Annotated in this window: 12 protein-coding genes; 6 read left to right on the forward strand and 6 right to left on the reverse strand. The window is 45.7% G+C overall.

The features are described 5' to 3' along the window. The first annotated feature begins 38 nt into the window (after positions 1 to 38). Entirely contained in the window at positions 39 to 1,466 is a 1,428-nt protein-coding gene (locus L1D37_RS07015; RefSeq protein WP_239847362.1) for an NAD-dependent succinate-semialdehyde dehydrogenase, read from the forward strand. 283 nt (positions 1,467 to 1,749) lie between these two features. Here the strand turns inward: L1D37_RS07015 and L1D37_RS07020 are convergent, their stop codons facing one another. Next, on the reverse strand, positions 1,750 to 3,936 hold the full coding sequence (locus tag L1D37_RS07020; RefSeq protein WP_086712804.1) for a malate synthase G: 2,187 nt from the start codon (positions 3,934 to 3,936) through the stop codon (positions 1,750 to 1,752). 117 nt (positions 3,937 to 4,053) lie between these two features. Next, positions 4,054 to 5,007 carry a LysR family transcriptional regulator gene (locus tag L1D37_RS07025; protein WP_061038005.1) on the reverse strand — a complete coding sequence of 318 codons (954 nt, stop codon included), beginning with the start codon at positions 5,005 to 5,007 and terminating at the stop codon, positions 4,054 to 4,056. 130 nt (positions 5,008 to 5,137) lie between these two features. Here L1D37_RS07025 and L1D37_RS07030 point away from each other — a divergent pair, with 130 nt between their 5' ends. Continuing rightward, positions 5,138 to 6,736, forward strand: coding sequence for an isocitrate lyase (locus L1D37_RS07030; RefSeq protein ID WP_017633361.1), 1,599 nt, complete (start codon positions 5,138 to 5,140; stop codon positions 6,734 to 6,736). Positions 6,737 to 6,948: 212 nt separating this feature from the next. After that, a complete protein-coding gene (locus L1D37_RS07035; RefSeq protein WP_239847363.1) occupies positions 6,949 to 7,557 on the forward strand; it encodes a hypothetical protein in 609 nt (202 codons plus the stop codon). 130 nt (positions 7,558 to 7,687) lie between these two features. Here the strand turns inward: L1D37_RS07035 and L1D37_RS07040 are convergent, their stop codons facing one another. Further along, a complete protein-coding gene (locus L1D37_RS07040) occupies positions 7,688 to 8,062 on the reverse strand; it encodes a cystatin domain-containing protein (RefSeq protein WP_210441277.1) in 375 nt (124 codons plus the stop codon). A gap of 274 nt (positions 8,063 to 8,336) precedes the next feature. Further along, the gene (locus L1D37_RS07045) at positions 8,337 to 10,793 is read right to left on the reverse strand and encodes a M9 family metallopeptidase (protein WP_239847364.1); all 2,457 of its coding nucleotides are present in this window, start codon (positions 10,791 to 10,793) and stop codon (positions 8,337 to 8,339) included. A 428-nt stretch (positions 10,794 to 11,221) separates the two neighbouring features. On the opposite strand from L1D37_RS07045, the gene L1D37_RS07050 reads away from it, so the two are divergent. Continuing rightward, a complete protein-coding gene (locus tag L1D37_RS07050) occupies positions 11,222 to 12,475 on the forward strand; it encodes an acyl-homoserine-lactone synthase (protein ID WP_239847365.1) in 1,254 nt (417 codons plus the stop codon). After that, positions 12,468 to 15,131 (forward strand): hybrid sensor histidine kinase/response regulator, encoded by a 2,664-nt coding sequence (locus L1D37_RS07055; protein ID WP_239847366.1) that lies wholly within the window; start codon positions 12,468 to 12,470, stop codon positions 15,129 to 15,131. The genes L1D37_RS07050 and L1D37_RS07055 overlap by 8 nt, the downstream gene beginning before the upstream one ends. A 117-nt stretch (positions 15,132 to 15,248) precedes the next feature. Here L1D37_RS07055 and L1D37_RS07060 read toward each other — a convergent pair whose 3' ends face one another. Next, positions 15,249 to 16,550 (reverse strand): serine hydrolase, encoded by a 1,302-nt coding sequence (locus L1D37_RS07060; RefSeq protein ID WP_239847367.1) that lies wholly within the window; start codon positions 16,548 to 16,550, stop codon positions 15,249 to 15,251. A 104-nt stretch (positions 16,551 to 16,654) separates the two neighbouring features. Here L1D37_RS07060 and L1D37_RS07065 point away from each other — a divergent pair, with 104 nt between their 5' ends. Continuing rightward, entirely contained in the window at positions 16,655 to 17,563 is a 909-nt protein-coding gene (locus tag L1D37_RS07065; RefSeq protein ID WP_239847368.1) for a LysR family transcriptional regulator, read from the forward strand. Between the two features lie 145 nt (positions 17,564 to 17,708). Here L1D37_RS07065 and L1D37_RS07070 read toward each other — a convergent pair whose 3' ends face one another. After that, complete coding sequence (locus L1D37_RS07070; protein WP_239847591.1) at positions 17,709 to 17,984, reverse strand: hypothetical protein; 276 nt, start codon at positions 17,982 to 17,984, stop codon at positions 17,709 to 17,711. Between the last annotated feature and the right edge of the window lie 315 nt (positions 17,985 to 18,299).

Raw genomic sequence — 18,299 nt, forward strand, 5'->3', positions numbered from 1 at the left:
TACCAACACGTGTTAAGTAATCATCGAGAAGGAATCACATGCTAGAAATTAATAACCAGCGCTTACTCTCTTTTATGGTGACAGAAGCGAATAACGCGGTTGCCGTGAGCAATCCAGCAACAGGTGAACTTATTGGGCATGCGCCTATCTCATCTGAGGAGGAATTGGACAGTGCTATCGATCGATCTCATATTGCGCAGAAAGAGTGGGCGAAAATTCCAGCTAAATCTCGTGCTGCGATACTGAAGGCTTGGCATCAACTGATCCTTGAAAACAAGGATGACCTTGCTCACTTAATGACGATTGAACAAGGCAAGCCATTGGCAGAAGCTGCAGGCGAAGTCGTTTACGGTGCAAGCTTTATCGAATGGTTCGCCGAAGAAGCCAAGCGCACTTATGGTGACTCGATTCCAAGTACCGCTGGGGATAAGCGTTTAGTGACAATCAAGCAGCCAATTGGCGTTGCATGTGCCATCACACCGTGGAACTTCCCAATTGCGATGATCACCCGTAAGGCCGCGCCTGCTCTAGCGGCTGGGTGTAGTTTTATTGTGAAGCCTTCTGACGAAACGCCACTTTCTGCGTTTGCTGTTGTTGAACTGGCTTACCAAGCGGGTGTTCCTAAAGACCTGCTTCAAGTCGTGCTGGGTGACAGCCCAGAACAGATTGGTGAGTTATTCACATCACATCCATTAATCAAGAAGATCTCTTTTACTGGTTCTACTCGCGTCGGCAGTATCTTGATGGCTCAAGCGGCAAAAGGTATCAAACGCACCTCGATGGAACTTGGCGGTAATGCTCCGTTTATCGTATTTGACGATGCCGATATCGATGCTGCGGTCCAAGGGGCAATGGCTTCGAAATTCCGTAATGCAGGCCAAACCTGTGTTTGCGCTAACCGATTCTATATTCACAGCAAGGTGCACGACGAGTTTGTGGCTAAATTCGACCAAGCGGTACAGCAACTTAAAATTGGCAACGGCTTAGACGCGGGCGTCAACATTGGCCCTGTGATCAGCGAAAGAGCGAAGCAGAACATCCAAGGTTTGATTGACCGCGCCATTGAACAAGGCGCACAGCCTGTCACCCCAACTCAAGAGCTTGCAGGCTTGTTCATTCAGCCTGTCATTCTTAAGGACGTGAAGCATGATATGGACATCGTTCAACAAGAGATCTTTGGCCCTGTCGCTCCAGTTATGAAGTTCGACAGTGATGAAGAGCTGATCGAAATGGCGAACGATACCATTTATGGCTTGGCGTCTTACTTCTACAGTCAGAATATCCACCGAGTGTGGAAGGTAGCAGAAGCTCTTGAATACGGTATGGTTGGTATTAATGACGGCATGATCTCAACTGAGGTTGCACCTTTCGGTGGTGTGAAACAGTCAGGCATTGGCCGTGAAGGCGCTAAAGAAGGCATCGATGAGTACATGGATATTAAGTATCTATGCTTCGGTGGCAACTAAGCTTCGATGGGAACTAAGGTTTTGGCGAAAATTAGGTTTGATGATAGATAAGATAACTGTTTTTCATTTCTAACCTCTGATTCCGCATCTAATCTCAGACCCTCGCACTAACTAACAGCTAAAAAAAAGCCGCGCTATAAAGCGCGGCACCTTGGGCTCGGTTAAAGGGGGTTTCTTTTTTTAGTATTTTTTCTTTCTCTATTTTTATTATTAGATCACTTTGCTATTTCAGTGATTTAGGCTTTTTGTGCTTTCGCTTATCTGCGACTCAGCACTTTCCGACTCAAGCACTCTGCGCTTTCAGCTTTAGACGCATCGCGTGTAACACTGGCTCAGTATAACCACTCGGCTGAGCACAGCCTTCAAAGACCAACTGACACGCTGCTGAAAATGCAATGCTGTTTTCGAAATCAGGCGCCATGTTTTGGTAGCTTGGATCCCCAGCATTTTGCTCATCAACCACAGCTGCCATGCGCTTCATGGTTTTCATTACTTGGGCTTCCTCGCAAATACCGTGGCGTAACCAGTTAGCGATATGTTGGCTTGAAATACGCAGCGTTGCACGGTCTTCCATTAACCCTACATCATTAATATCAGGCACTTTCGAACAACCTACACCTTGGTCAATCCAACGAACTACGTAACCAAGAATACCTTGCGTGTTGTTGTCCAGTTCATTTTGGATATCTTGAGCTGTCAGCTTTTGATTGCCTAGCAACGGGATAGTAAGAATATCGTCAACATTGGCTCTCACACGCTCACGAAGCTCTTTCTGACGGCTAGGAACACTCACCTTGTGATAGTGCAAGGCATGCAGAGTCGCCGCAGTTGGAGAAGGAACCCAAGCAGTATTCGCACCAGCTTGTGGGTGTCCAATTTTCGCGTCCATCATCTTGGCCATGTTATCTGGCTCTGGCCACATACCTTTACCAATCTGGGCTTTACCTTGCAGGCCACAAGCTAAGCCAAGATCAACGTTTTGATCTTCGTACGCGCCAATCCATGTCATGGTTTTCAGCTGTGTTTTAGGAGCAAAAGGACCCGCTTCCATACTGGTGTGGATCTCATCACCCGTTCGGTCTAGGAAACCTGTGTTGATAAACACGACACGGTCTTTGGCTGCGCGAATACACTCTTTCAAGTTCACAGAGGTACGGCGCTCTTCATCCATAATGCCGACTTTAATCGTGAAGCGGTCTAAACCTAGTGCATCCTCAATGCGACCAAACAACTCATTAGTAAAAGCCACTTCTTCCGGGCCATGCATCTTAGGTTTTACAATATTGATGCTGTTCGCAGTCGAGTTTTGGTACGGGCTATTACCCTTTAAATCGTGCATAGCGATAAGCGATGTCACCATGCCATCCATGATACCTTCAGGCACTTCATTACCTTCGGCATCAATAATCGCAGGGTTAGTCATTAGGTGGCCCACGTTGCGTATGAACAACATGCTGCGACCTTTAAGCGAGATTTCACCACCCGTCACACTTGTGTATTGACGATCGGGGTTCAGGTTACGAACTATGGTTTTACCGTTTTTCTCTAGCGACTCTTGCAGGTCGCCCTTCATTAAGCCTAACCAGTTGCGGTAAGCCAATGCTTTGTCTTCACCGTCAACCGCAGCGACAGAATCTTCGCAATCCATAATCGTGGTCAGTGCCGATTCCACCAACACATCTTTAATGCCCGCAACATCAACGCTACCAATTGGCGCGCTCGGGTCGATTTGAATTTCGATATGAAGATTGTTGTGTTTAAGCAGGATACAAGAAGGCGCGCTTGCGTCTCCTTGATAACCAATAAACTGGTTGCGATCAATTAGCGTGACTTCTTCGCCATTATCTAGAGTTGCTGTGAGCGTGTTGCCAATGCTCACATTGCTGATGCTGTATTTGGTCACGTCTTTATGAGAAACACCATTCAGCGGTGCGGCGTCATCAAGGAAGCCGCGAGCATAGCTCACTACTTTAGCGCCACGAACAGGGTTAAAGCTTCCACCTTTCTCTGCCCCGTCGCTTTCGCTGATCACATCGGTGCCGTAAAGCGCATCGTATAGACTGCCCCAGCGCGCGTTTGCTGCGTTAAGTGCAAATCGCGCGTTCATGATAGGCACCACAAGCTGCGGCCCAGCTTGTGTTGCGATTTCAGGCTCTACGCTTGCGGTGGTCACTTGGAAGTCTTCGCCCTCTGGTACAAGGTAGCCAATCTGCTGTAAGAACTGTTTATACTCTGCTGCATCCAGTGTTTGACCAGCACGCTCTTGGTGCCAAACATCAATCTGATGTTGAAGATCTTCACGCTTGATAAGCAAAGCACGGTTCTTTGGTGCCAGGTCTTTAAGGATGGCTGCGAAAGATTGCCAAAAGTCCTCTGCGACAATGCCTGTTCCAGGAATGACCTGCTCATTAATTAATTGGTAGAGGGTGCTATCAATGCTCAAGCTTCCCTGTTGAATACGACTGCTCATAAAATCTCTCTCAAATTAACCGCTGACTACTAAATAAATTTACGTAACTGACGAAAATTTAGCTAATTTATGCCGTTTATATTGGATATTCACAAAAGAAATACCACAAAAACTGTGTTATCCCGTCACACCACTTTCGATTTCATTGGCGACACTTTTGATCAAGCGACGCATCCACTGGTGGTCTGGATTGGTTTGTAACAATGGGCTCCACGCCATCTTCACCTCAAAAGGTTCAATCGCAAATGGGGCTGGTTTGATTAACAAATTAGGGTTGTTGCGCTGCAATTGCGCGGCTTTGGTTGGAATAGTAAGGATAAGGTTTTTCTGCTGAGCGAAGAGAATCGCAGATAGGTAATGTCGGGTAAACACCGTGATGTTACGGGTTTTACCAATGCGCATTAACGCTTCATCTATCCAACCGAGCTTTTGCGCTTCACTTGGGTTGATCCCGACTCCGGTTCCCATTCCCGTCTTACTTACCCAGATATGTTGCGCCTTTAAATAAGACAAAATATCAAAGTTATCGGCTATTGGATTATCACAGCTAAATAGGCAAGAGAACCCGTCGTGCCAAAGGCTCATCTGGTGAAAGGACTGTGGAATATCATCAAAACGGTTGATGATAATGTCCACGGTGCCTTGCTCAACATCCTGGTAGCTCACATCACTTGGCGTCATTATATCCAGCCGTATTTTCGGCGCTATCTCGCTCAGTTTTTTCAATAGCGGTTGAATAATGGTCGACTCTGCATAGTCACTCGCCATGATGCGAAACACGCGTTCACTGTCTTCTGCATTAAACTCTGTGGTCGGTTGAAGTGTCTTTTCTACATTCGCCAAGATGTTGCGGATCAGCGGTTGCAACTTTTGCGCGCGCTCGGTTGGCACCATCCCTTCACTGGTTCTCACCAATAGTGGATCTTCAAACAGATCGCGTAGTCGGCGCAGTCCATTACTCATGGCTGGTTGAGTTATTCCTAATTGATTTGCCGCTCGTGTAACGTTTCTTTCACGTAGCAACATGTCTAAATACACAAGCAAATTAAGGTCTATACGAGCAATATTCATAAGAAAAATACCGAATATAATAACTATAAATTAACAAAATTATCACATGCGTGGTTATTCTTTGTCCATAGCAAAGTTTTAATCCAAGCCAATTTGGCAACCATACCCCACGTGAAACTAAGGAATAGTTATGTCGCAAATTACACAAGATATCGAAATGATAGAAGTTGCAAAAAGCGCTGCAGGTGCTCCATGGGATGCAATCAATGCTGAATCTGCTGCTCGTATGCGAGCTCAAAACAAATTCAAAACAGGTCTAGATATCGCGCAATACACGGCAGATATCATGCGTGCGGATATGGAGGCTTACGATAAAGACAGCTCTCAATACACTCAGTCTTTAGGTTGCTGGCATGGTTTTATCGGTCAACAAAAGCTGATTTCTATTAAGAAGCACTTTGATGGTAAAACAGACCGACGCTACCTATACCTTTCAGGTTGGATGGTTGCTGCACTTCGCTCAGACTTTGGTCCACTTCCAGACCAATCAATGCATGAGAAAACATCGGTTGCAGGCCTAGTAGAAGAACTATACACATTCCTGCGCCAAGCTGATGCACGTGAGCTAGGTGGTTTATTCCGTGAGCTAGACGCTGCACGTGAAGCGGGCGACGTTAACCAACAAGACCTTATCCAAGACAAAATCGACAATCACGTAACACACGTGGTGCCAATCATTGCAGATATCGATGCAGGTTTCGGTAACGCAGAAGCGACTTACCTAATGGCTAAGCAGATGATTGAAGCGGGCGCATGTTGTCTACAAATTGAAAACCAAGTTGCCGATGAGAAGCAATGTGGTCACCAAGACGGCAAAGTAACGGTTCCACATGCAGACTTCCACGCAAAACTTCGTGCACTTCGTTACGCTTTCCTTGAACTAGGCATCGACAACGGCGTTATTGTTGCTCGTACCGATTCTCAAGGTGCTGGCCTAACAAAAGAAATCGCAGTAGTGAAAGAGCCGGGCGACCAAGGTGATATCTACAACTCATACCTAGATGTTGAAGAGATCGATGTTGCAGATATGGCAGAAGGCGACGTTTGCTTTAACCGTGACGGCAAGCTAGTTCGACCTAAGCGTCTGCCTTCAGGTTTATACCAATTCCGCCAAGGTACTGGTGAAGACCGTTGTGTATTCGACTGTATTGAAGCAATCAACGCAGGCGCTGACCTACTTTGGATTGAGACTGAGAAGCCACACATCGGCCAAATCAAAGAGATGATGGACGGCGTTCGTGAAGTTCACCCTAACGCGAAACTGGTTTACAACAACTCTCCATCATTCAACTGGACGCTAAACTTCCGTCAGCAAGCTTACGATGCATTGGTTGCTGAAGGTAAAGATGTATCTGCTTACGACCGTGCAAACCTAATGAGCGCGGAATACGACGAAACTGAACTGTCTGCAAGTGCTGACGAGAAGATTCGTACATTCCAAGCGGACGCATCTCGTGAAGCGGGCATCTTCCACCACTTGATTACGCTACCGACTTACCACACTGCAGCGCTGTCTACCGACAACCTTGCGAAAGAGTACTTCGGCGACCAAGGCATGTTGGGTTACGTTGCAAATGTTCAACGTAAAGAGATCCGCCAAGGCATCGCATGTGTTAAACACCAAAACATGTCTGGTTCAGACATCGGTGATGACCACAAAGAGTACTTCGCTGGTGAGAATGCACTAAAAGCAGCGGGCGAAGCGAATACGTCTAACCAATTTGATTAATCGCTAGAACTAAAGCCTCCCCCGCCCTTCTCTCTTACTTAGGTAAGATCCGGGGGAAGGCTTTGAGATAAAGCTTGTACTGCCGGCTTTATCTCAAAGTCTAAGAATTGTGTTCTACACCACGGTCAGCTAAGCAACATCTGTTTAAGCTAACTGTATTCATGTTTGTTGAGATTCCTGTTTGTTGATATTTCTTTTGATTGAGAGTGCCTATGACTTCAATACCTAAACACCTACAAGATGCAAAAACGCTGCTGTCAGAAAATGGTTTCGCAACGGGTGATACTTGGTATCACGGCACGTCTTCAGCCTTACTCGCTTCAATTAAAGGCCAAGGTCTGAAACGTTCTGGAGACAAAGCACTCAATGAAGCCGCTTCAAAAACCATGGCAACGATTGGCAATAACTACACCGAGTCGGTTGAACCTGTGTTCCTGACTCAGAGTAAAGAGCTGGCGTATTACTGGGCTCAACAAACCGTTCGTGAGCGCAGTGTTCGTTTCGAAGGGGAAGAACAACCTATCGTGTTAGCGGTAAACCTGTCTGAAAAGCAGCGTGCCAAAGTAAGACCGGATGTAGGAGCGATGAGCCTGTTAATGATGAGTGTGGGCGAGCAATTCATGGCTCACATGGCTAAGGTTTATCAAGAGAACAACATCGCAGGCCCAGACATTGAGCTTCGCACTGCTGATCGTATGGATTACTTGAACAAGCTGGGAATGGCTTACATTGATGAAGACATCAGCCGAGCTTGTGTACAAGAACTGTCTGAGCCTAATATTTCTGAACCAGAGCTTTCTGAACCCGCGCTAACGGATTAGGAACGTCTTCTATTAGACATAATAAGCTGACCTTAATTAGAATCAAAAATGGCTCCCAATTGGGAGCCATTTTTCTTATTCGTCCATCGAGCCTAGTCAGTAATCTGACTCAACTCTCTAATCAACTTGCTTATTGGCACAAACGACCTTGCTGTGCAGCCTGCATCATTTCGATATCACCTTGAAGTGAACGATAAACAACAGTATTCCACACCTGACCATTATCCATTTCAAACTCGATCGCGTAGTTCAAACCCGCAACAACCTGAGTGCGAACGCTCAAGATTTTTTCAAGCTTTGCTGAGGTATTCATTTGTCCAAGAACCACATCTAAAGCTTGCTTGGCTTCTGGGGTGATATCGCTTTGTGACCAACCACCTGTCAGGTTCTTAGTGCTACAGATCGGATTCGCCGTCTCTTGTGCTTGTTCTGGAACCTCAGATTTCTGACTACACCCTGCTAACGCAGCGACACTAAATACGGTTACCAATAATACTTTCTTCATAGTTATCTCTACCTCTATCACTCACGAGAGGTTACTCGCAATGATGTTTCATATGCAGAAAAGCTTAAACCTCGAATGTCATCACTTCATCAGAGATTATGGTGTAACTACTCTATAAACACAGAACATTGTCAGAAAAACAAAGCCGGACACTGATGCCCGGCTTTTATCCGTCTACTTTATTGATATTTAACCGATTAGTTTAGTGACATTGTCATTAATACAGCTTGGGGATACCCCCTTTTTTAATGCCAATTACCTAACGCCTATTCTGTCAGTGAAAATACACCAACATCTCGACATCATCCCCTTGCTGCTCTGCACTCAATAAGAAGTGTATATAGCCTTCTTCTGTTATAGGGATTTGCAGATACTCATTGCTTCCACGGTAATCAGACGCGTAGTCATGCTGCCCAGCTGTTGGCCAATATGAGTGGCAGGCGAACAGATCAACGTTACCCGAATTCGACTGTTCGTTTTCAGCAGTGTCGCTCTTATCGCTGAGCCATACTCGCACCTCTTGTACGCCTTCTGGTACATAGACAGCGGCATAACGTCGTTGGTGCACGGTAAGCACTTGAGCCTGACCGGACTCCAATACCACAGGCGTTAAATCATCTTGCTGTTGCGTTGGAGGCGTTGGCGTTTCTGTGACTACCGATGCCGTTAGAGACACCTCATTAAAACCGGTACGACCCGTGACACTCATGTAGTAACGACCCGACTTGATGTAGCCCGAAGATTCTTGTTCAAACGTCACCACTTCAGTGCTGCCATTGCCGTATTGGCTGAATTCAAAATCGTAGTAATGCGCTGGTTTGTTGTAGCTCATGTATAGGTCCGCATCACCTTGAGTTTGCCCCTGTATAGACACTTCAAAATGCGTCGTGTTCTCCGGAATATCAACATAGAACAACTGCTCGCTATACGCATCGCCACTCAACACCATATTTTGGTTTGCTGCAAGCACTATGGCTTGGTCTGTTGGTTGCGTAGGATCTGTCGGTTCTGTGGGATCAGTTGGTTCTGTAGGCTCTGTGGGTTCACTTGAAACCGAGTCTAACCAACACTCAAACTCCCCGTTGTATTGCTGCCCTAGCACTTTTACTTGTTGTGCCCATTCGGAGAATTGACCAGTGCGAGACAATGCCAATAAACCTTGCAACTCTTGAGGATGCTCTTCCAGCATGAAGCGTACCGCCAAGTATCCCCAGCGATATATTCGATTGGAATCATGGGAGTAAGTGGTCGCAAGCACATCCGACAGACTCATCTTCCCGCTGCTAATCAAACCAATCGCTGCATCGTAACCTTGCTTGTAATGCATAAATTCGGCAAAGCCCTCTAACCACCACACTACATAGCCATGTGCTAGGTTGTCGTTGAATGAGCCATATTGGTTAAAGCGGGCATCAAGATAGTGAGTGTATTCATGCTCTAAATTGAGAATAGAAAGATCATCACCATTGGCATAACGATAAGCCACAAAGCGAGCGACGTTACCTACTACTGCAGGGTTACCCTCTAAATACTGACCGCCATTGTCTGTGGTATTGCCAAACAAGAACGATGAATAATCAATGTAACTGCCTTTGCTGCCAAACACCGCGACTTCTACTCGCTCGTTGTTATCATCAGCGACAGGTTGTTGACCCGTATTCACGACTTGGTGGAAGTCGGCCTCTTTGACAGCCAACACATCACACGCCTCCATCGCTTGTGACTCCGTAAGATCTTGAGAGCGAATAATCGCAGGTCCTTGACACTCATAACGATGAGGAAGTACACGCGTTGCCAAGTCTCGTTTCGCTTGCTCTAGGTCTAACCCATTCAAACCTTCTGGTGCGAAGTAACTCATCATTTCGACGGCCGCTAGCCATAGCTTATCGTGCTCGCTGCCCAGTGGGTTTTGCGCCATCACTTGCTGCATAACCCGCATCGCTTTGTCTTTGGTCGCTTTATCCGGGCTGGCTAACAAGCGGCCTGTTTCACGTACGGCGTTATAAACAAGGAAACTCGTATCCGTATCCAACGCCCACGTGTTATCACGAGTAAAAGTCGCCAGCGTATCGATATGTTGGGTGTGGTTTGCCATGTAATCGTAGAAGTCATCTCGAGCGGCGTGCCCTGCCATTGCTCGGAATAGATTGTTAAGACCATCGACCCATTGTGAATCCTGCGCTGTTTCATGGTTAAAGTGATTCAATGCCGCAAGTTGCGCATCCATGGTCAGTGGAAGTTGCTTAACATTATCGACCATCAGCGTCAGGCTTTTCATCGCCCCAACTTGCTCACGGCCTTGATCGAGTGCATTTGGGTTCGCCAGAAAAGCATTAATAGATTGAGCGAAGCGTTGGCTTAACGCCTCGGAGAAATCCTGCGCTCGCGCGTTATAGCGAACGTAATAAGCGGCGCGAACAAATTCGCCAAGGTTTTCAAGTTTACGAGCCTGTTCAGCATCACCTCGGTAACGGGCAATTTCTAGGTTAAGTGCTACTTGAATACGGCTTAGGCTCGCTTCGCTATAGATATTATTTAACGAACTCTCTTGAGCAGAGAACCAAGCGCCATAGCAACTGTTGTCTGCTGATGAGACAGCGAGAGCAAGGTCAGACGCCTGCTGAAGATCAAGCACCTCACACTGACTTTGAGCAAAGGAGAAACTGGAAACACTGGCTAGCATACAAGCGAGAGCCAAACGATGACGTGGAAATAAACGGTTATGAGACATACAACACTCATTAGTTAATTATATATTTGGGCTCGCCGTTATATTCCTTACGATTAATAAGGTGAATTCAGTTGCGTATGATTTATGAGCTTGGTTCAAAAAATAGATATTTTACGTTAATTTATAAATTCAAAGAATTATGCTCAATTGATACAGGTCAGACTCGGGGCAAGGTTAGGCTCTAAGTGATTGAGAATATTCTAATTTAGCAACTTATAAACTAGTAAATGTTCTGTTGTTAAGGGGTAGCGCAAGTAGTAAACTTACGCTCGATTATGCAACTTGTTTTTAAAAACTATAGACACAATTAGAGTTACTCAATCTCAACAAGGTAACTTTATATCAAATAACTTAATAACAATTCGTGTCTGGTTAACGAGTACAAATCCAATAAAAATAATTATATAAACCTAGGCTAGGTTAACACCATGGAATTAACGTCGTCTTTAGTCTCACTGTTGGCTAGCAGTCTGGCTATCGAAAAGAAACAACACGCGCTGATCGAGCTCGTGATCAACACTTATCAGCCACAAGATCGCACTGCGCTTTTCCAAACCGTCACAGACTACCGTAGACGACTATTGGAATCGTTCTTCCCAGAACATCAACATAAAAGCCTCTCCGTTTTATTTGAATTGATGGACTATCGCGATCTCATTCAACGCTATCCCAGTAGCTTATCGACCGAGATGGCATTGTTAGAGGAAGCGGCAGGTCAGTGTTACATGCATTGGTTAGACTTTTGGTGCGAATGCGAAATTGCCGCCATAAAGGCAAAGTCGCCGCTCGATAGTCGTTCACCCCCTGGTATCGATCTGCCGATTAAAGACAGCGCTTACTACAGTGCGATCATTGATCAGATAGAAGAAGATCAACTTGTGGTGCAAACACCCAGTCACCCACAAGGAATGCCTATCAGTGATGCCATCGCTTTAAGCAACCTTGAGGTTTTCATCAAGGGTGAAAAATGGTTTGAGATGCTGCCTTTATTACACCTGTCACAAACGGGTAAACACTTTATTTTGCTCAAACACCCAGACGATGAAGCCTTCCCGACATTAGTCTCTTCCGCATTGATTCAAGATTGGTCAAAAAACGAAACCTGGCTGAGCTACGCCCCGCCATTCAGCAATGATCACTGGCAATACTGCTTACCAAATCATGGTTACGATTCACTTTCGGGGTTACAGCTATTCACGCCACCGATATTGTTAAAATGTGATTCTCTGCCAAAATTCGATAATCAGTTTCAGTTACAACTATCCGAAACTCGAGCCATATGTGAAGTTCTGCGCTTAACCGTCAGTGGAAATACCCAACAAAAACTCTACTTCCTCTATCTCGCTCAAAAAGAGCTGATGAGCGTCTTACATCAAGTTGGCTACAAAATTGGCTTCACCATCATTGAACAACCTTTCATGCTTCAGTTTTATCAAGCTATTGACCCAAAAGCGTATTTCCATTCGGGATATTGCGAATTGAACGATGACGGCACCACCATTTACCGTGGCTTTTGGAATTTCGAATTGATGGTCAACGTATTTAATGACACCGATTTTAAAGGCTACAAACGCGCCGTGCGTAACAGCAGAATGCTTGGCTCAGCAGAAAAGTTTAACTCTGTTCAACAACCTGATTCTCTGCAACAGCCAAGCTCGGTAAATAAGGACGAACATGTTTGATTTCGGCTTAGAAGCCATCATTCACGCCAAAGCAATAACGCTTCTTGCAACGGTTGCTGTGGTCGTGATGTGGTTACTCTACTATTGCTACCGTCTGAAACTAAAGAGCGAAGCGATCGCAGGTACACACCACGTTGCCTACATCGCCTACTCGGTCTGTATTGTGGCGTGGATAAGCAGTAATGCTTACTTCCATACTGACTTGTTGCCAGAACTTGGGCCGTCAGCTGCTGTGTTTGCAGCCAAATTTGCCAACCTCGCCTCTTTCTTTGCGTTTGCCTTTGCGTATTACTTCTCGTGTCAGCTGGCCGCCGAGCAACGCAACGGTAAGGTGCACCTTTGGCAACAAACGATTTTCGTCACCCTGACCGTCTACTCCTTGTTTATTAATTTAAGTCCGGACTTAACCGTTGAAGACGTTATCATTGTTGGCCCAAGTCAATTTGTAATTGAATTTGGCCCGCACACTTCGTACTTCTTCATCGGGATGATCAGCTTTGTGGTACTGACACTGGGTAACCTAGTGGCAATGCGCGCCAACAGCAGCAAGCTCACGCTGACCAAAACCAGCTACATGATTGCAGGTATCTTGGTGTTCATGCTGTCTACAGCAACAATCCACCTTGGTATGACTTACTTCTTGCGTGATTTCTCACTGACTTGGCTACCACCCGCCTTATCAATTAGTGAGATGTTGTTTGTTGGGTATGCTCTGCTGACTTCTCGTTTCTACAGCGTGAAATACCTTGCGTACATGAGCCTAAACGCCCTGTTAGTATGTGCGATTTTAGTGATACCGTTTGGTGCGATATTCATCCCATTGACCGAAGATAATCAATGGCTAATCGCCATTCCAATCTGCGCGCTGATAGGCATTACTTGGCATGTACTCTACAAACGTGTGAGCCGTTATGCCTCCTTCTTTGTCTACGGGAACAAGAAAACACCAGTACAGCAAATCCTTGCTTTAGAGGAAGATTTCAAGCTATCAATTGATGATGCGATGCGTCGTTTAGGTAGCCTACTGCAAATCCCAGAAGACAAACTGCGCCTTGTTAACAGCAACTACAACGAGACTTTCTACGAAGACTACCTGTCTACTAACAAGTCTGTTTTGGTATTCGACGAACTGTCTGAAGAGCTCGATTACACAGCGCCAGCAAAACGTTCGATCAAGGCGCTCTATGAGAAGATGAGTTCGAACAACACTGCCTTGGTAATGCCTCTGTTTGGTCAGGGAAAATCGGTCACGCACTTGTTGGTATCATCACACAAGAGCAACGATCAAATGTTCTCTAACGAAGAGATCTCTGCACTGCAAACCTTGTTAACACGTGTGCAAAGTACCATCGAAGCGGATAGACGCATTCGCCAAAGTCGTGCTCTGGCGAACTCCATTGCTCATGAGATGCGTAACCCGCTCGCTCAAGTGCAACTGCATTTCGAAGTACTAAAGCAGCACATCGACAACCAAGCGCCAGCGAAACAGATCCTACTTGATATAGAGAACGGCCAAGCTGCAATTCAACGCGGTCGACAGCTAATTGATATCATTTTGCGTGAGGTCAGTGATAGCTCTCCTGAGCATGGCCCGGTGACCATGACCTCAATCCACAAGGCCGTGGATCAAGCGGTCAGTCATTATGGTTTTGAGAACGAAAAGATCATTGAAAGGATTCGCCTACCACAACACGCTGATTTTGTGGCAAAGCTGAACGAGACCTTGTTTAACTTCGTTATCTTTAACCTGATTCGTAACGCAATCTATTACTTTGATTCGTATCCAGACAGCCAAATCGAAATCAGTACCAAAACGGGTTACTACGAGAACGTGCTCGTTTTCCGAGATACAGGTCCAGGGATTGATGAGACCATCGCCCATAAGATCTTCGATGACTTTTTCTCTTACCAAAAGAGTGGCGGCAGCGGCTTAGGTTTAGGTTATTGCCAACGTGTGATGCGTTCATTTGGTGGCAGAGTCGAGTGCAAATCCAAGCTTGGTGAGTTTACAGAATTCCACCTGTACTTCCCTGTTGTACCGAATGCGCCAAAAGCCGATGACCTGCGTACGCCTTACTTCAACGATTGGAAACACAATCAACCGACAGAAGAGCAAGCCGAAGCAGAGGCGCAGGCAGAAGTGCAGCCAGAGAATCCAACGTCAAGCGTTGATAACGTTTCTGAACCAGCACCTACACCTGCACCCAAAACTGAGCCAGAAAAGACGCAAACAGCAAATCCACTAGCATCAAACCATCTCGCGCCAACTGTTCTGATTGTTGATGACAAAGAGGTACAGCGCACCCTTGTTCAGATGTATTTGAGCAGGCTCGGCGTAAATAGCTTACAAGCCAAAAATGGTGAGAATGCGGTTGAACTGTTTAGGACTCATCAAGTTGATTTGATCTTGATGGATGTGCAGATGCCAGTCATGAACGGCTTTGACGCAAGCCAGATCATCAAGGCACGTTCGCCCAATACGCCAATCATTGCTCTGTCTGGAGAGTCGGGGCAACGCGAACTCGACATGATCAGCAAGTTAATGGATGGCCGCCTAGAAAAGCCAACGTCATTGGATGCGCTTCAACATGTACTCGATAACTGGTTGAAGCAAGGCAAAACATCCAACGCTTCTAAGCAAGCAGAAAGCGAGTAGCGACTCGCTCACTTGCTGTTAGCTGTTAGCCCTTGGTAAAGAACGAAAAAAGAAAGGAACGTAAAAAGTCCCCTCAAGAACCTATCTTGAGGGGACTTTTAATTTAGACACCTATCGCTATAACGACTTAGCTAACGACTCAAAAGCTTCCACTCTCACTTTTGACTCTTCACGCGCTGCATTCGAAGCGCTCTCTGCTGAAGAGAAAGTTGCGATGACGACATTCTTGTCTTGGTTGATATACAAGAACTGACCAAACACCCCACGATATGTCGCAATGTTTTTGTCTGAGTCATGTACCCAAAGGAAATTTTTGTAACCCTCTAAGTGTGGATCAAAAACTTGAGCCTCAGTATCTTTGTAGACACTGTTCATCATGTGTCGATTTTCTTCTGGCGTAATGTTGAAACTGTCTTTGACCCACTTTTCAGAGAAGACTTGTTGGCCGTTGTATTCGCCATTGTTGACCATCGCTAACCCAACACGTGCAAAATCTCTTAGCGTAGTATTGAAACCGCCAGTTGCGACTGGGTTGTAGTTCATGTCCGTCATGAAGAAGGCGTCATGCTCCGTACCCAGCTTGTTCCAGATGTTGTCAGCAATAAATTGATCAAGCGTTTGACCGGAAACGCGAGCGACAACCCAACCAATAACATCAACGTTCGGGCTGTGGTATTCAAACTTATCGTTCACCTTTAAATTTTCATTCTGTTCAAACATCGCAGAGAAACTCAGCAAGTCACGAGGCTTATCTGTCTTGGTCGGATCCAATGCCAGCAAGTCATACGCTGGAATAAAACCTAATCGACGGAAGTATTCGAAATGCACATCACCCGGAGCCATGTTGACGTAGTCTTCGCTGTAATCAATCGCAGAGGTCATGTTCAGTAAAGTTCGTAAAGTCTGCTCACCAAAGTGTGTTCCTTTAAGCTCTTCGATGTATGTGCTGACCTTTTTCTCAACATCAACCTTACCTTGCTCAACCAACAAACCTAAAGCTTGGCCAACCAAAGATTTGGTACTTGAAGCCCACAAGTGGTGATCTCTTGCTGTGAAGTCACCAAAGTACTCTTCATGCAATATCTTTCCGTCTTGAATAATAATGTAACCATCGGTGTGATCATTAATCATCGCATCACGAAAAGTCAGCTCTTCCCCAGCATAAGTAAATTTGTGTTGAGCGACTTCAGCGTTTAACGCTTGTGGGATCTCGTTGATTGCACCATCTCGAGACACCATAACCGTTGGATGGATTCCCATGTTCTGGAAAGCCCATTTATTAAATGGCGCATGCGTCCAGTTTTCCAGTGTGACTTGTTCATTCGCTTTTGCTGGCACTGTAGACATAGGCTTGATATCCGCCATCGCGGTTGTCGAAAATAAGCCCGCCGTGACCAATGAAATAATCGACTTTCTCATCTGAAATCTCCGTTAACAATCTTTTGTGTACGGATGTAGAGTACTTTGCTAAGTTCAAACATATAAATCCAAAATGTATGCCCAAACAGTACAAAGGTGATCAAATGATGATTTCAAATGAACAGGTGGCATGCTTCACCAGTGTTTATGAACTTCAAAGCTACAGTGCTGCAAGTAAAAGATTGAATAAGGCTCGTTCTACGGTGCGAGAGAGAATCAACGCATTGGAAGATTTGATGGGAATGGAGCTGTTTTCTATCGAAGGAAAAAAGGCAGTTGCAACGGACATTGCTCATCGTCTGTACCCAAGAGCACGGTTACTGGCGAGACAATCGTTAGAGTTCGAGAACATAGCCTTATCTGCGTACAAAGGCGAGCTCAACAATATTACCGTTTATCACGATAGTTCGATCCCTTGTCAGCTTTTGCTTAGCATTGAGTCTGAGATCAAGGCTCTTCACCCTCACATGCTTATCAACTGGCTGCAACGAGACAGAAACCACTGTTTACAGCAGATTGAAGACGGAGATGCCCTGTTTGCCATTATGCCGGGGATGGGCAACTTACACCCGAATGCGGGTATCGGGAATATCAACCTTGGATCTTTTCAGCTGAGCCTGTTCACGTCCGTTCACTCTGGCATTCCAAACCGAACGATTTCGATTGCTGAACTGGCTACCTTTCGTCAATTAATCACTGAGAATGACGTTGCGAACGAGCTCAGACACACCAAGATCAGTAGCGAGTTTGAAGTGGTCACATCACAAAGCCTGCTTATCGAAAAGTTAAAGCAAGACGGATGGGTTGTGTGCCCTCGGGAGAACCTAGCCCAATACATAAAAAGTGGTGAGGTACGTGAAATCGAGCTCCAAGAAGCGCCAAATATGATTCAGCAAGATTGCATTATGTTTTACAACTTATCGTCTAAAGCGTCTGAACAAGAATCTCAAATCATCGACGTGGCCGCTAAAGTGATTAAGAATCAGGTGCTTCGTAAAGAGCTATCCTTCTGATGAAAGCCAGTATTCGATCTGCCATTTCAAGAACGTTCTAGCAAAAAAACGCCCTCAAGAAACCAGTCTTGAGGGCGTTTTAATTTGAATCAAATCAACCTAGAAATAATAATCTAAATAGAGAGTCACCTAAATAAAGGGCAATCTAAAGCTCTTTAATCTCGATCTTACGCAGCGTTTCCATGTACTCCAAAGTTTCATTCACATCAACGGGCTCGTATAAACGCAACACGCCCGCCCAGCCTTCAGACACTTCAAAGTCATAAGCTTCACCGGAACCACAGTTGAATGTCACTGACACAGTACCATCACCGTTATCACGCATAGACTCACCCGACGCATAGAAATGCTCAGAATCAATCCAACCGTCCGCACCATAGGTTGTCAAAGAGTAATAACCACCACGCCCTTCAAAGTCCAAGTTTGGTGTTGGAATCGTCCATTCTTGGCAGGTCGTTTTGCCTTGTCCCGGAACGCGCTCTAGATACTGTGCAGTGTCTGCTGGTAGTCCGGCATAACCAAATGCCGTCACGTATTTAAAGTGGTGATCTTCTACGTCATCCAAAGTCGCACCAAATCCTTTTAATCCTTCAATAGGCGCACCATGTTTCATCACGTTATTGATCAATTTCAATCGGTAGTTTTCAACGTCACTTGGGTTGTAACCCTTGCCTTGATAAGGCTTGTTAGAGTTTGCTTTGATAGACAGTAGACTCTGACGACGCTTGGTATCTTC

The sequence above is a fragment of the Vibrio sp. Isolate33 genome, from assembly GCF_022397895.1.
GTDB classification, from domain to species: domain Bacteria; phylum Pseudomonadota; class Gammaproteobacteria; order Enterobacterales; family Vibrionaceae; genus Vibrio; species Vibrio pomeroyi.

Excerpts from the sequence above, each read along its gene's own strand:
- L1D37_RS07030 (WP_017633361.1), top strand. The coding sequence starts at position 5,138 with ATGTCGCAAATTACACAAGATATCGAAATGATAGAAGTTGCAAAAAGC.
- L1D37_RS07035 (WP_239847363.1), top strand. The coding sequence starts at position 6,949 with ATGACTTCAATACCTAAACACCTACAAGATGCAAAAACGCTGCTGTCA.
- L1D37_RS07065 (WP_239847368.1), top strand. The coding sequence starts at position 16,655 with ATGATGATTTCAAATGAACAGGTGGCATGCTTCACCAGTGTTTATGAA.
- L1D37_RS07060 (WP_239847367.1), bottom strand. The coding sequence starts at position 16,550 with ATGAGAAAGTCGATTATTTCATTGGTCACGGCGGGCTTATTTTCGACA.
- L1D37_RS07045 (WP_239847364.1), bottom strand. The coding sequence starts at position 10,793 with ATGTCTCATAACCGTTTATTTCCACGTCATCGTTTGGCTCTCGCTTGT.
- L1D37_RS07020 (WP_086712804.1), bottom strand. The coding sequence starts at position 3,936 with ATGAGCAGTCGTATTCAACAGGGAAGCTTGAGCATTGATAGCACCCTC.
- L1D37_RS07025 (WP_061038005.1), bottom strand. The coding sequence starts at position 5,007 with ATGAATATTGCTCGTATAGACCTTAATTTGCTTGTGTATTTAGACATG.
- L1D37_RS07050 (WP_239847365.1), top strand. The coding sequence starts at position 11,222 with ATGGAATTAACGTCGTCTTTAGTCTCACTGTTGGCTAGCAGTCTGGCT.
- L1D37_RS07040 (WP_210441277.1), bottom strand. The coding sequence starts at position 8,062 with ATGAAGAAAGTATTATTGGTAACCGTATTTAGTGTCGCTGCGTTAGCA.
- L1D37_RS07055 (WP_239847366.1), top strand. The coding sequence starts at position 12,468 with ATGTTTGATTTCGGCTTAGAAGCCATCATTCACGCCAAAGCAATAACG.
- L1D37_RS07015 (WP_239847362.1), top strand. The coding sequence starts at position 39 with ATGCTAGAAATTAATAACCAGCGCTTACTCTCTTTTATGGTGACAGAA.